We start from the raw sequence: 13,101 nt of genomic DNA on the forward strand, positions 1-13,101 counted from the left end.
AAGCTGCAACCTGTTCTGAAATAAAGCTAAACAATAAACCATTCCGATCCGACCGTATCGTTTCTTTTTCCCCCGCTTTTTCATGAACTTTCCATAATGAAGCTGATACCCTTTCAGGATTGAATATGATGAAACTGCTGCTCCTCCTTCTGCTGCTTTTTCCTGCCCTTCCGGCGTGTTCGGAAGCGCAGGAGATTGACCGAAAGCTCTTCGGCGAATACGATACGGCGCTCGTGATCGTTAACCGCTCCGACGGCACCGTGACCGACGTGAATCCGGCGCTCAGTGCACGGCGAATCTCTCCCTGCTCGACATTCAAGATCTATAACACCCTGATCGGCCTCCAGCTCGGCCTGCTCAGGGGAGCCGACGACCCATGGTATACCTGGGACGGCGTGCACCGCGATATCGATGGGTGGAACCGCAACCTCACCCTCCGTGAGGCCTTTCGGGTTTCGGCAGTACCTTCGTTTCAGGCATTGGCAAGTGCGATCGGGCATGAACGAATGAAAAGGTATATCGACCGGATCGGCTATGGCAACAGGGAGATATCATCTGGGATTGACTCCTTCTGGCTTCCCCGACCGGGCAGAGCCGGACTACTGATCAGCGCGAGCGAACAGGTCGCACTGCTGAACAGGCTGCTCGACGGCAGGCTCCCCTTTTCCAAAAAGCACTTGAATACGCTGCGTGACATTATGCTCGTTGCAGAGAGCCCGAAAGGGAAACTCTACGGCAAAACCGGATCAGGAAGGAGTGCGGAGGGGAGAGAGGAGCTGGGATGGTTTGTCGGCTTTCTCGAAAGCGGGGGAGTTGAGTACGCGTTCGCCTGCAACATCACCGGCGGAGAGCACCCCTCGGGAAAAGCCGCCCGCACGATTATGGAAAGGGTGTTCAGCGCTCAGAATCTTCTGTAGGGAACCGCTATAAATTTGTTCCGCGATTCGATTACTTCTTTGGTCGGTGCTCAAAATCCTCATGTACTCCGTGTACATTCCGGTTTCTGCTCTCCGTCTGCCTTGTCCTCAAACCGCTCACGACAATTAATAGCGGTACCCTCTTGCTGCCGAGCGTGAGATACTGGCGGCACTCTGTTTGTCTTCTTCTGAAGATGTTGTTATTATGAAGTATTGGTAGCGTGCTGTGCTTTTTACATATAAATCTTTTCCTACGATGACGGCAAAAGATATTTACCAAAAGGCTTTGGCATTGACACCTCAGGAGCAGGCGGAGCTTGTCGATAAGTTGATCGCTCATCTCGATTTGCCGGATAAAACGATTGATGAGTTATGGCAAAAAGAGTCGGAGAGCAGGGTTGAGGCATACGACAATGGGCTTATAAAGTCACTCTCCCTCGGTGAGGTTCTTGAAAAGTATAAGAATCTTTGAGCAATGGATATCTGCGTCCTTGAAGTAGCTCACATCGAAAAAAGGTTAACCCATGAAAGTGAAATATTTTGAGGATACCGATACGGCCCTTGTGGAACTGATTGACAAACCGGTATTTGAAACTCGGGAGATCAGCGAAAATATCTTTATAGACATTGATGAGAAGGGAAATCTCATAAGCATGACAATTGAGCACGCCAAAGAAAATGCAGGGCTCTGGGAGTTCTCATACCAGGAAGTTCCCCGGAAAACCGCTTAACCGTTTTTTCTCCCAACTCTTTCAAATATTCTTCTCTTGCTTAACAACGTCCCGGAGTCTTTGTGATCTTCTTCTCTCATTTCTTGCTGGAAACCCGATAGCCGGGAAAACCCGGATATGCCGCTATTTCTGATAACCGCGTTCAGTAAAAGTGAGCAGGGAAACCTGAACAAATCACAGCGGAATGAGCTGGCCGGACTGACAAAAAATTTGGTTCAAAACTATAAGGGGAAAAATGGATAATGTGTTTGAAAGTATAAAAAAGGGTCTGCAAGAGGCTGTTGATTATTCTGAGGGAAAAAAGGTTCGGGTCAGGGTATTTCATCCGGAACCTGTCAACGTTAAAAGTATCAGGCATGGAACCCGCTTGACGCAGGATGAGTTTGCCGCCGCATTTGGTATCAGTGTTGCCACCCTGCGGCATTGGGAGAGGGGTGACCGCAAACCGAATGGTCCGGCGCTGGTGTTGCTCAACCTTGTTAAAAAAGCTCCCGAAACGGTCTTGCAGGTCTTGAACAGCTAAACAATCGGGGCTCGCCTCAGTCTTGAAGCTACTCGTTATGAACACCGCCCCGTAATTGGGCGTGGGTTCGATTCAGAGTTCATAATCTCTTCAACCTCTTTTCCGAGTCATTTCGCGTGATTCGTGGTTAAAAATCTTCCTTTTCTCTTCAATCCAAAATCCAGCATCCGGAATTCAAAATCATCTCATGTGTAGTGGGAGTAGTTGAAGTAACTATCGATGAAAATGGTGGTTATGAAGCCGCATTTTCGACGAATATTTTCATATCGAAGCGACTTTTCTCTGGCTTCTTCTGAAAATTTGCAGGAAATCTGTGTACTTTAAGGCTAATATTTTGTAGCGACAATATCATTCTTGCCAGTGGGTTACTGGTATAACGATAAGCTATTGGCATGTGTCGGGAGCAAGGGGTGATTTGCTTCTGTTGCCCTTGTTGCATACGTCCGTGAGGCGTGCCATATTTTCATTGAACAACATCACGAACTCCCCAGTAGGTAAAACAACAAAATTTTGTTTGTATTGACGCGATTTATCCTGATATTAGGAGAAAATATCTCCCAAAATAGGGCATACTATGTTAATTAACTTTACACTGAAAAATTGGGCGTCATTTCGTGACCAAACTACGTTTTCAATGATTGCGAGTCGCGAAAAAAATCACAGAGATCGCATTCCTTTTATTTCCAAGTACCCTATTCGAATTTTGCCAATATCTGCTATTTACGGCGGAAATGCTTCTGGGAAGACGAATTTTTTTAAGGCTTTTGAATTTGCTCGAAATCTTGTTGTCAAAGGAACACCTCTAGAGGGTATTATTCATGTGAATCAATTTCTTCTTGGTGATCAAATGGCATCCTTCCCGACTAGTTTTTCATTTGATCTACTAATTGATGAAGTCATATATACATTTAGTTTTTCCATATCCAACAAAGTCATCATAGAAGAAAAGTTAGTGAGGGTTACAAGTGGCAGTGAAAAAACACTGTATTCTCGCCAAAATAAAAAAATTCGTTTTGACAAAAGCCTTAAAAAAAATAATGCATTTTTAAATTATGCGTTTAAAGGAACGAGAGATAATCAGCTTTTTTTAACAAATTCTGTGTCACAAAAAGTTAAAAATTTCAAACCAGTTTACGACTGGTTTCACCAAGAACTTATACTTATTAGTCCCTATACTAATTTTGGGCCATTTGAAGTATTTTTGGATGAAGAAAACTCGCTCCGTAACAAGATGAATAATTATTTATCTGAACTTGATACAGGTATTTCTCATCTGAGCTCAGTTAATATCAAATTTGAAAATCTACCATTACCAGAGATTATAAAAAAAGATATTCAAGAAAAAATTAGTGATGAGAAAGGAATGAAATTTGTGGATGATGAAGATAATCGATTTATTATCAGATTAAAAGACGGTAAAATTGTTGCAAAAAAACTGGTAACTTCTCACAAGAGATCAGATGGATCTGAGACAAATTTTGAGATTGATCAAGAAGCAGATGGCTCAAAGCGATTAATCGACCTTCTTCCAGCGTTTATCGACATATCAGCAAAAAAATCGCATTCAGTTTTTGTCATTGATGAGCTTGATCGTAGTCTCCACACATTGTTAACCAGACGTCTTCTTGAAAACTTTCTTGGTACTTGTTCCATAGAAAGCCGTTCACAGCTTCTTTTTACAACTCACGATGTGTTGTTGATGGACCAGAACTTATTAAGACGTGATGAAATGTGGATTGCAGAACGTGATGTTGCAGGTGCTTCGACACTGAAATCATTCAGCGAATATAAAGATGTTCGTATTGATAATGATATTCGAAAAAGTTACTTGCAAGGAAGGATGGGTGGAATACCTAGACTGCTTATAAATGAGGTTCTTTCTTCTGATTCATGCGATAACTGATTATGCGATAAAAAATGAAATCGACTAAAAGTCATTTCCATCGGCCTCTCGGTGAGCAAAGATATAAAAAAATGTTTGTCATTGCAGCTGAAGGTGCAAGAACAGAAAATGAATATTTTGATTTATTTAACAATAATCAGGTAACAATTAAAATTACATGTCTAAAAAATAAAAATAAAAGTGCTCCAAAACAGATTTTATGTAAACTTACCAAATATTTATCCGTTGAAAAAATAAGGAAATCTGATGAGGCGTGGATTGTCGTAGATCGCGATAGATGGAAAACTGAAGATCTTAATGCACTATACCAGTGGTCTATAGAAAAAGAAAATTACGGTTTTTGTTTAAGTAATCCTAAGTTTGAATATTGGTTACTTCTTCATTTCGAGAATAGTAAGAGTATCTCATCTCCAAAAAATTGTGAAAATCGTTTAAAGCGTTATTTATTATCGTACGATAAGGGAATTGAAAGGTATAAATTCAATTCAGAAAATATTTTAATTGCTATCGAAAGGGCTAAAAAACGAGATATTGGAAGAACTACTAATTGGCCTGAAAATACAGGGACAACTGTTTATAAACTCGTTGAAAGAATTCTTGACTCAATTAACTGATCAATCAAGATTTAGTTCTAGTCGAAATAGATTGAATGCGGAGTTGTTTGAATTACGAAACAACGTTCCCGAGTATTCTAAAGTCGGCTCCGTTTCAAAGCTTTCCGGCGGAATCGAGTGCCGCGTAGATTGTTTTGAGTGGCAGCAAGAGAGTGTGCGGTGCATCCAGCAGAGGCAGGGCTCCGAAGCTGGCATACCAGTTCGCAACCCGATCATTTTTGGCATCAATGAGGAGAGCGACACCTCCAATCTGTAAAGATGCAAGAATGCAGCGTCGGCCTGTTGCAAGCAGTAACTGCCCGCCTAACCCCATCCCCTGAACGGATCGATCAACAGCTAAACGTGGTGGGGACGTTCATGATTTTCTGTATTTACCTTCCGATTATTACCATGAAGTGTGAGAGGAGAACGTTGTGGGTTGACTGCCATTGTCGCACAGCGGATAGTAATTGGCAGCTTTCGACAGATCAGAATCAGCAGACTTTAGATGATCGTTATACTATTTTTACGGAATTAGCCAAATTGATTAGATTATTCATATTGATATAAAAACATGCTGAATTGGAGAAGCGAACACCACATTACAGCCTCACCACTGTTCAAGCTGTTGTTGCCGACAAAAGCACCCGACCGTTTACTGTAACAGCATTGCGTGGGGGCTTGTCTATGGGATTGACTGTGGTGCAAAATGATGTGAGGTTATGATGACATGTCCTGTATGCGGCCATTCCGGGATGGTTGATAAAGTTCTTGATGAAACACTTGCTTATGGAGGGCAATCGTTAACCTTGCATGCAATGCGTGGACAGTTCTGTTCGCATTGTGGTGAAGGAGTTTGGGACGAAGAGAGCTATCGACGGTACACGGAGGCGCAGGAGGGCTTGATTCGTGCCGTGAAGGGTGATGTCGGGGCAGACATTCGCCGCATTCGTAAAAAACTCAATCTTACACAGGCAGAACTTGCATCTCTCTTTGGTGTCGGGAAAATGGCCTTTTCCAGATATGAGAGGGGTGAAAGCCGCCCGCCTGCACCACTGGTAAAGCTTTTGAAACTCATTGACCGCCATCCGAATTTACTTTCGGAAATGTGACCGGTTTGCGGCGGCAAAAGTGGGCGGTCTGGATGGTGAATGGGGTTATCGTGGATAGAAGACGACCAGGCCTAAGGAAAGGGTCAGTTAGAACTTTCTCAAAAGCATTCCGGTGTGATTGCTTTTGCTTAAACCACCTTATCCTTTCAGAACACTCTCGCCGATAATACTCATGAGCGGGGTTCCTGCAAGGTGATCAGAGAAGGGGATTCCTTCATTTCCGAGTGTATTGATAACCTCCAGAGCAACTCCAATCGAGGCTTTTTCCGAGGCGCAGAGAAATGCTCCCGGAGCGTTGTAGTCGCCTGTTGCAAAGTAGTTTGTGCAGCCGCACCAGTTCATGCAGTACTGGTTCAATTCGCAGGATGGGCAGGTGGCATTGGCGATTTGTGAGGCATCATGACTGCATTTTACCTGTGTCAGGTTGCTGCTGTTGATATTGCCAAGGCAGTGGGTCACGCCATCATCACTGCCGATAAGACGTTCACAGGGGTAGACATTGCCTGATGGAGCAAACGCAAACTCCCCCTTGCCCATTCTGCATTTCTCAAGCGGTTGATAGCCTCCTCTCATGATAACCGTAACCTTGCTGTCGATCATACTGATGTAACAGGGTGTTTCCTGCTTGTAGTAGTCGATATATTTTTCTCCGACAGCGCGGTAGAGTACCGGAAGCATTTGGGCGTGCTCCTTTGTCCATCGTGCTGAAATATCAGGGTTGAGATAGATGACTCTGACTCCGAGTGCGTAAAAATAATCGATCACCTCCGGCAGGTGTTGCAGGGTGTTTGGCGTGTAGACGGCATTAACGGGTAAAAAAGGAAAAGAGCGAAGCGCGTAACGGATATTCTTTTCAACCACGGTTGAGCTCCCTCTGCCATCCCTGAACACTCTTGAAGTGTCCTGGATATGGGGAGGGCCATCACAGCTTATGCCAAAAGGGAGTTGCAGGCGCAGAAGTTCATCGGCTATGGCGTCCGAGAAAATCGTACCATTGCTGACAATAAAAAAATTGACCTTGTCCGGATTATATCCACGGTGACTCCGGATCCGGCTCGATATTGCTTTGATCAGCTCAAACTCCAGCATGGGTTCACCGCCAAAAAATCCAATCTCGATGGTTTCATCTTCCGGAGTATGATGAAACATGAATTCGATGATCTTGTCGGCAGTTTCCAGGCTCATCACCTCTCTGTTTCTCGATATGTAACAGTAGCTGCATCCAAGGTTGCATTGCTGTGTCACCGCTATTGTGTATTTCATTGGGTAAAACAGGAAGAGTGGAAAAAAAGCAATGGCAGAGTTAAGCGATCTGCCATTGCTCTCAGTAAAACAGAGCTACCTTGTGGGCGCATTATTTGATTGCGTGAGCATCAACCAGACCATCAAAGGAGATCGATGGCCCTGTCGTCAGTTTGGTGCTCAACTCCTGCAAGAGTGGCGTTGTGAATTTTTTCCACTGTGCATCATCAAGCACATAGAGATCGCCTTTATAGTGCAGGTGCGGGTTTTTCAAGCCGCCCGGCCAGTGTTTGATTTTATCTATCGTAATTTTTGCACCGACAGGTTTCAATACTCCGGCAAGATCTCTTGTATGCTCCTCTAAAACAGCATTGGATATCTTTTCAAGAGCCGGGATTTTATTCTTTGCGATGAACTCTCCGATCAATTTTTCTTTTGGCAACCAAAAATCCGCTCGAATTCCGCTAAGCCACTGTTTAAAAATGAGTTGCATATTTTCCTCCTTTTGCATTGCTGATGATGAAAATTGCTGATGACTGTTGTGAGTGTGGTTCCCCCTGTCTGTTGAGACGGCTTTTGCTCATCCTGAATAAACGGGGAGGTATGGAGTCATGTATTCCGTTCTTTTTGTCGTGAGCACCTCCTCTCTCTTTGAGGTCTAACCGTGTTGGCTGATGAAGTAGTTGAAAGCTTCAAAATTTACCAAAATACACGCTGATTAACAATTATTAATACATCGAATGATCTTGTGAACTATGAGGAAACGGAAGGTCCGGATGATGAACGGGGCTATCTTGAATAGAAGGCGATCAGGCCGAAGGAGAGGAAGAGGACGGTGGCGAGGAGGATGGTGACGTCGCTGATTTTGCGCATGAATGCCTCTCTCTTCTCATTGTACAAACTGGCGATGACGATCACGGCCGCGTTGTTTGCGAGCAGGAAATAGGTTGATCCCGGAAGAAATTTCGTGAAGGTAAAGGTGAACAGGATGGCTCCGGAGATCACACTTGTGATGATGAGGAACTGTTTGGTATGCAGAAAGGAGAAGGTGTTGGCTATAGTTTTGATGCCGCTTGACAGATCGCCCCGGCGGTCGCGCATGTCCCACATGACCTCGATAAAAAAGGCGCAGATAAAGAGATATCCCCAGCAAATCCAGGCTTTCGGTGTAATCGGCTGACCGGCAAAAAAGAGGGGGAGCAGGATGATGGCGGTTGCCCAGTCGAGCGGAGGGGTAAGATTTTTGACAACGTAGATATCCTTCAGCCGTCGTGCTCCTTTCAGGCGACGGGAGAGAGTGGCGGGGAAGCATTTGTGGTTATAGAGAAATCCGATGAGGATGATCAGTGCCGTTGTCCAGAGTGCCGCAGAACCGAATTGCAGGGCGATAACGAGAGCAACAACCGGAAGCATCCAGGATGTTATGTAGGTGATAAACGCCTCGTTTTTCTGCGCATTTTTCAGCCCTTCAGGATCATTTGCAGCATCTTCCACGTCATCGGTGAGCCGGTTGTCCTGATAGATTGAAAAGGTGAGGATAAAGACGGTCAGCACAGCCCATCCATTAACCGGTATATTAAAATAGACCGACCAGCTTGCGGCCCCGAGCGAGGAGAGCACCGAGAGATGCAGTTTGTTTCTGAAGAAATAGTTCGGCATGTTTTCAGCCCCCTTCCCATTATCCGATCTTCGGGTATGTTTATCAGCAGGACACTTTTTATCTCAAAGTCTTTTCGTGTTTATTCCGTTCCTTTCATTTGTTCCGGAACCTTCTGTGCTTGAGAAAAATCAACAATAGAGATCAGCATATTATCCGTCTCCCCGACAGAGCAGAACCAGAGAGATGCTTCCATTCTGTCGGGTGCCTGAGGTGGCCACAGGCATAAAAACGGATTGTTTAATGAGGATGGAAGGAGGTTACAGTGTAAAGTTGTTAACGCTCAGGGTTGAGGCGGCTACACCTACAAGCGTAATCTCCAACTCAACCGTTGCCGTGTCGCCATCGGTATCCGCCCAGACTTTTGTGTTCCCTGCACCATCATCAAAATAGTTGATACCGTGCGCTGTAACGGTTGACGAGTTGGTCAGGGTAAATGCCTGAAGAGCAGCATTGAGCGGATCCGCATTGATTGCAGAGAAATCGAGCTTGTTACCGGCTGCGTCAAAGCTGTTGATGATGTCACCGGTATCACGCAGATCGAGGTAGCCAAATGTGGACGAACCACCTCTGCTGTAAAGCGTGTCCGCACCGTACCCGCCATAAATCGTATCAGCATTCGATACAGCGCCGTAGATAGTGTCATTGCCGCTGCCGCCATAGATGGTAGCCACACTGTTTTGATTGTAGATGGTGTCGTTCCCGGAACCGCCAGAGACCAGACCAGCGAAATAGTTGTAGATAGTATCATTGCCCGCCTGTCCATAGAGCGCCTGACTGCCCGTGTAACCATAGATACGATCATCACCAGCCAGTGCAACAATGGTGTTGTAAACAGGGGTACCGCTCAGGGAGTCATTTCCGGTTGTTCCGGTATGGGCGGAAGCCGGGAGCAGATCATCAAAGTCATTCGGATCACCGGTCAGGTTATAAGGAAGCGGGAGTTCGTCAATGTTCTGCACATTCACGGTGAGAGTATGCAGAGCGGTGCCGCCATGATTGTCGGAAACCTCTACATCAACCACATAGGTGTTGTCTCCACCAATATCTTGCGGATTCTCAAAGTCCGGTGCAGATGAGAAGGTCAATACCCCGTTGCTGTCGATTACAAACTGGGCGAAATCGGTACCGGCAGTTTGGGCAATGCTGTAGCTGAGTGTATCGTGAAGATCCACATCAATGGCATTCAGTGTCGTCACGGCTGTGTGGTGCTCAAAAATGTTGACCGATTCCGGGGTGTCGGGTACAAATGTCGGCGCATGGTTTACTGAGCCTCCGTGGTTATGCTCCCCATCATTCCGGTCTTCATGTTGATGGTCATGATGATCGTTATTGTTGAAGTGCGAATCATCATTCTCATGATTGCTCTCCCATTCGTGGTTGCCAATAATGAACCCGGCCTCACGGTCGATATCGGTAACTTTTGTACTAAAGGGGTTGTTGTTGGTGCTCATAACAGGTTTTGTTCAGGTTAATAAGAGTTAAAATGTCCGGATTTTAGGCATGTCAATAAAACACAGGTTTGGCCAATAAGCTGAAATCAATTACTGGTTTCAGTTTTTATGCGCATATACGGTGCGCATAGGTATGTAACGGTAATATTGGATACTAACCAGCAGGCTGGAGGAAAAACATATATAAAAAACAGGCGTTTTCCTATATGCGACAAAAAAATTATCTCCGGTTTTGATGGGTTTTTGGGAGAAACTTCTAAAACAAGAAGATTATTTGTCGGGGCAGCAGCCGCGGTCGATAAACTGGCTGTAAAAAGCCATCACGCTTCCCGCAGCATATTCACTCATGATTTTCTCCTCCATCTTTCGTCCGAAGACCGCTTCAAGAGTTGGGGTTGAGAGTATCCTGAAGAACTCATCCATCTTTTCCGGGGGGTAGGGCATATTGTTGTCAAGCCACCAGGTAAGGAGCGAGAGCAGCGAACTGACCAGATGGTGCGTTGTTATTTCAACAGGAACGGTCGAAGCAATGCTCTCTTTCATCATCTCCGTATGCGGCCCGATCAGAAGATTGTAGAGATAGCGGTGAAGGTATTTCAGGATCATCTCGCCGCTTTGTTTGCCCGCAATGGCCTTATAGAGTCTGTGATGCTTTCCGGTGTGACGGAAGAGTTCCAGCACGAAATTGACTGCCGGATCCCTGCCGGTTCTCTTTGAGGCCAGAAGGGCCTGCTGCTGCTCTTCAAAGAGGGTGCGCAGGTGATCGAAACTGGAGAGGAGCAGCTCATCCTTGTCACGATAGTGTGCATAGAAGGTTGAGCGGCCTACATCCGCCCGGTCAAGAATATCCTGCACGGTGACCGCCTCGTACCCTTTTTCCACAATCAGGGCCATAAGTGCCTCATGCATCAGCCTCCGCGTGCGGCTTATCCGCCGGTCCACCTTTTTTTCTTTCATAAATCATCTTTTTTGCCGGACGATACCGGTGCTTTTGTCCGGAATCGAACAATTGTCGAAACATTGGTTGTTGACACGCTCCTGAAATATAATTACTTTTTTATCGAACACCGTGTATGATAAAAAATATAATGTTCGATAAATGTTAAAGAGAAGGAGTGTAACCATGGAACAGAAAAGTATCAGGGATGCAGTTAAAGAGCGTTACGCTGCAACCGTCAAGAGGGGTAGCCTGTTCGGATGCTGTAAACCGTCGGGAGTAATGGAGCCGGAGTTTATCGAGTCGGCAAGCAGGGTTGCCGGTTATTCCGATACTGAACTGCAGAGCATACCGGATGGGGCAAATCTCGGCCTCGGATGCGGCAATCCGGTGGCGCTTGCCGTAATCAAGGAGGGTGATGTGGTGCTTGATCTCGGTTCGGGTGCAGGAGTGGATGCTTTTCTTGCCTCGAACAAGGTCGGTGAGAGCGGCCGTGTTATCGGAGTGGATATGACCCCGGAGATGGTTGAACGGGCCAAAGTGAATGCCCGGAACAACGGTTACCGCAATGTTGAGTTCCGTCAGGGAGAGATTGAGAATTTGCCGGTTGAAAGTTCAAGCGTGGACGTTATCATCTCGAACTGCGTCATCAACCTCTCAACCGACAAGGCAAAGGTATTTCAGGAGGCATTCCGCGTGCTGAAACCGGGCGGGAGTCTTGTGGTTTCGGACATGGCTCTGCTTGAAGAGCTGCCGGATTACCTCGGCAGTTCGCTTGAGGCTTACATCCGCTGCATTGCCGGAGCCATTCGCAAGGATGACTATCTCGATGCCATAAAGCGTGCGGGGTTTGAGGAGATAACGGTAGTCGGAGAGAGTCACTTTCCTGCGGAGTTGATTGCCGAACAGCCGATGCTCAAGGAGGTTGTCGCAACCATGAACATTCCAATCAGCGAGATTCAGCGGATAGGCGACAGCGTCGTGAGCCTGAAGGTTGCAGCGAAAAAGCAGCTGAATTGAGCAGGGTGAGTTTTACGCTCTCCAGTTTGCTGAAGTTTTCGGTTGATTGGGTTACCTTCAGGGAAGAAGAAACTCTGTCAAGCAATACATGAATTGCCGAAAAGAGTTTATGAATAATGATAATCCGGTTAACATGATTGAGGGCTCAACACCGTCGGAACGCATCATCTACTCTCCGGCTACTCCGGATGATCTGCCGATGGTGCAGGCTCTCCTCAAGGAAAACAGCCTTCCTTTTGAGGATGTTGGGGAGCACATGGATCATTTTATACTGGCCAAAGAGAACGGATTGCTGATTGCGTCGGCGGGGGTTGAACTGCTCGGAACTGATGGATTATTGCGCTCGGTTTGCGTTAGTCGGAAATGCCGGAACCGGGGTATTGCCGGTGAACTGTGCAGGCGTATGGAGGCCACTGCATACAGCGCAGGAGTGAAACAACTCTACCTCCTCACTACAACGGCAGAAGAGTATTTTGGGCGCAAGGGATACCGGGTTTGTTCACGAGAGAGTCTGCCTCCGGGAGTGCAGGGTACAGCCGAGTTCCGCTCGCTCTGTCCTTCATCCGCGGTCTGTATGGTGCGGGATCTTGATGGAGCTTCAGGATAATCTGGTTTTTCCCCTACCAGTCGTAACCGAAAAAACGGAGGATTCTCTGAGCCTGTCTGTCACCGAGTCGGGCGGCCTGCTTTGCATCTTCGATGGCTCCCTGTTTGTCGCCGAGCTTGCGCTTTGCAGCGCCGCGGCTCCCGAAGATTTTGGCAACGTCCGGCGCCAGCTCTGCGGCCCTGTTGTAATCCTCAATGGCGCCGGTATAGTCTTTCAGGTGATATTTTGCCTTGCCGCTCAGGTAGTACTCTTCTGCGGTCAGGGGTCCGGCGGCGGGTTCTGCTCCGGTGAGAAGAAGCACGAACAGAAGGATGGCGGTGCTGAATTGAACACTTCCTGACATGATCAATGGTGTCTCTGAATCTCCCCTAAAAGTCGGTTCCTGCTTTTGATCGTTATGGTATA

At 46.4% G+C, this 13,101-nt stretch carries 15 protein-coding genes and 1 pseudogene; 9 read left to right on the forward strand and 7 right to left on the reverse strand.

The genetic code is table 11. From position 1 onward, the window contains the following. The first annotated feature begins 125 nt into the window (after positions 1–125). From G9409_RS09300 to G9409_RS09325, 6 genes are all read left to right on the forward strand, one after another. Positions 126–917 (forward strand): penicillin-binding transpeptidase domain-containing protein, encoded by a 792-nt coding sequence (locus G9409_RS09300; protein WP_235923288.1) that lies wholly within the window; start codon positions 126–128, stop codon positions 915–917. 256 nt (positions 918–1,173) lie between these two features. Next, complete coding sequence (locus G9409_RS09305) at positions 1,174–1,389, forward strand: addiction module protein (protein ID WP_166808504.1); 216 nt, start codon at positions 1,174–1,176, stop codon at positions 1,387–1,389. 52 nt (positions 1,390–1,441) lie between these two features. Beyond that, on the forward strand, positions 1,442–1,648 hold the full coding sequence (locus G9409_RS09310) for a DUF2283 domain-containing protein (RefSeq protein ID WP_166808505.1): 207 nt from the start codon (positions 1,442–1,444) through the stop codon (positions 1,646–1,648). Positions 1,649–1,883: 235 nt separating this feature from the next. Beyond that, positions 1,884–2,171, forward strand: a complete 288-nt coding sequence (gene nadS / locus G9409_RS09315) for a NadS family protein (RefSeq protein ID WP_166808506.1) — start codon at positions 1,884–1,886, stop codon at positions 2,169–2,171. Between the two features lie 634 nt (positions 2,172–2,805). Beyond that, on the forward strand, positions 2,806–4,074 hold the full coding sequence (locus G9409_RS09320) for an AAA family ATPase (RefSeq protein ID WP_208019702.1): 1,269 nt from the start codon (positions 2,806–2,808) through the stop codon (positions 4,072–4,074). Positions 4,075–4,088: 14 nt separating this feature from the next. Continuing rightward, positions 4,089–4,688: an RloB family protein gene (locus G9409_RS09325; protein ID WP_166808508.1), complete on the forward strand. Its 600-nt coding sequence runs from the start codon at positions 4,089–4,091 to the stop codon at positions 4,686–4,688. 94 nt (positions 4,689–4,782) lie between these two features. Here the strand turns inward: G9409_RS09325 and G9409_RS09330 are convergent. Beyond that, a pseudogene (locus tag G9409_RS09330) lies at positions 4,783–5,031 on the reverse strand (GNAT family N-acetyltransferase); the annotation flags it as partial. 361 nt (positions 5,032–5,392) lie between these two features. Between G9409_RS09330 and G9409_RS09335 the strand changes: the two are divergent. After that, positions 5,393–5,779 carry a type II TA system antitoxin MqsA family protein gene (locus tag G9409_RS09335; protein ID WP_407926797.1) on the forward strand — a complete coding sequence of 129 codons (387 nt, stop codon included), beginning with the start codon at positions 5,393–5,395 and terminating at the stop codon, positions 5,777–5,779. Positions 5,780–5,917: 138 nt separating this feature from the next. Here the strand turns inward: G9409_RS09335 and G9409_RS09340 are convergent, their stop codons facing one another. The 5 genes from G9409_RS09340 to G9409_RS09360 form a co-directional block, all read right to left on the reverse strand. Then, on the reverse strand, positions 5,918–7,042 hold the full coding sequence (locus G9409_RS09340; RefSeq protein ID WP_166808510.1) for a radical SAM/SPASM domain-containing protein: 1,125 nt from the start codon (positions 7,040–7,042) through the stop codon (positions 5,918–5,920). Between the two features lie 91 nt (positions 7,043–7,133). Continuing rightward, positions 7,134–7,463, reverse strand: a complete 330-nt coding sequence (locus G9409_RS09345; RefSeq protein ID WP_166808511.1) for a hypothetical protein — start codon at positions 7,461–7,463, stop codon at positions 7,134–7,136. 347 nt (positions 7,464–7,810) lie between these two features. Beyond that, on the reverse strand, positions 7,811–8,680 hold the full coding sequence (locus G9409_RS09350; RefSeq protein WP_166808512.1) for a UbiA family prenyltransferase: 870 nt from the start codon (positions 8,678–8,680) through the stop codon (positions 7,811–7,813). 258 nt (positions 8,681–8,938) lie between these two features. Continuing rightward, entirely contained in the window at positions 8,939–10,132 is a 1,194-nt protein-coding gene (locus G9409_RS09355; protein ID WP_166808513.1) for a calcium-binding protein, read from the reverse strand. 270 nt (positions 10,133–10,402) lie between these two features. Further along, positions 10,403–11,089 (reverse strand): TetR/AcrR family transcriptional regulator, encoded by a 687-nt coding sequence (locus G9409_RS09360; RefSeq protein WP_166808514.1) that lies wholly within the window; start codon positions 11,087–11,089, stop codon positions 10,403–10,405. Between the two features lie 166 nt (positions 11,090–11,255). On the opposite strand from G9409_RS09360, the gene arsM reads away from it, so the two are divergent. Together arsM and arsN2 are read left to right on the forward strand one after the other, a co-directional pair. Continuing rightward, on the forward strand, positions 11,256–12,089 hold the full coding sequence (gene arsM, locus G9409_RS09365; RefSeq protein ID WP_166808515.1) for an arsenite methyltransferase: 834 nt from the start codon (positions 11,256–11,258) through the stop codon (positions 12,087–12,089). 109 nt (positions 12,090–12,198) lie between these two features. Beyond that, a complete protein-coding gene (gene arsN2 / locus G9409_RS09370; protein WP_166808516.1) occupies positions 12,199–12,696 on the forward strand; it encodes an arsenic resistance N-acetyltransferase ArsN2 in 498 nt (165 codons plus the stop codon). A 13-nt stretch (positions 12,697–12,709) separates the two neighbouring features. On the opposite strand, the gene G9409_RS09375 is transcribed toward arsN2, so the two are convergent. After that, the gene (locus tag G9409_RS09375; RefSeq protein WP_166808517.1) at positions 12,710–13,039 is read right to left on the reverse strand and encodes a tetratricopeptide repeat protein; all 330 of its coding nucleotides are present in this window, start codon (positions 13,037–13,039) and stop codon (positions 12,710–12,712) included. Positions 13,040–13,101 lie beyond the last annotated feature (62 nt).

It is taken from the genome of Candidatus Chlorobium masyuteum (genome assembly GCF_011601315.1).
Lineage (GTDB): Bacteria > Bacteroidota > Chlorobiia > Chlorobiales > Chlorobiaceae > Chlorobium > Chlorobium masyuteum.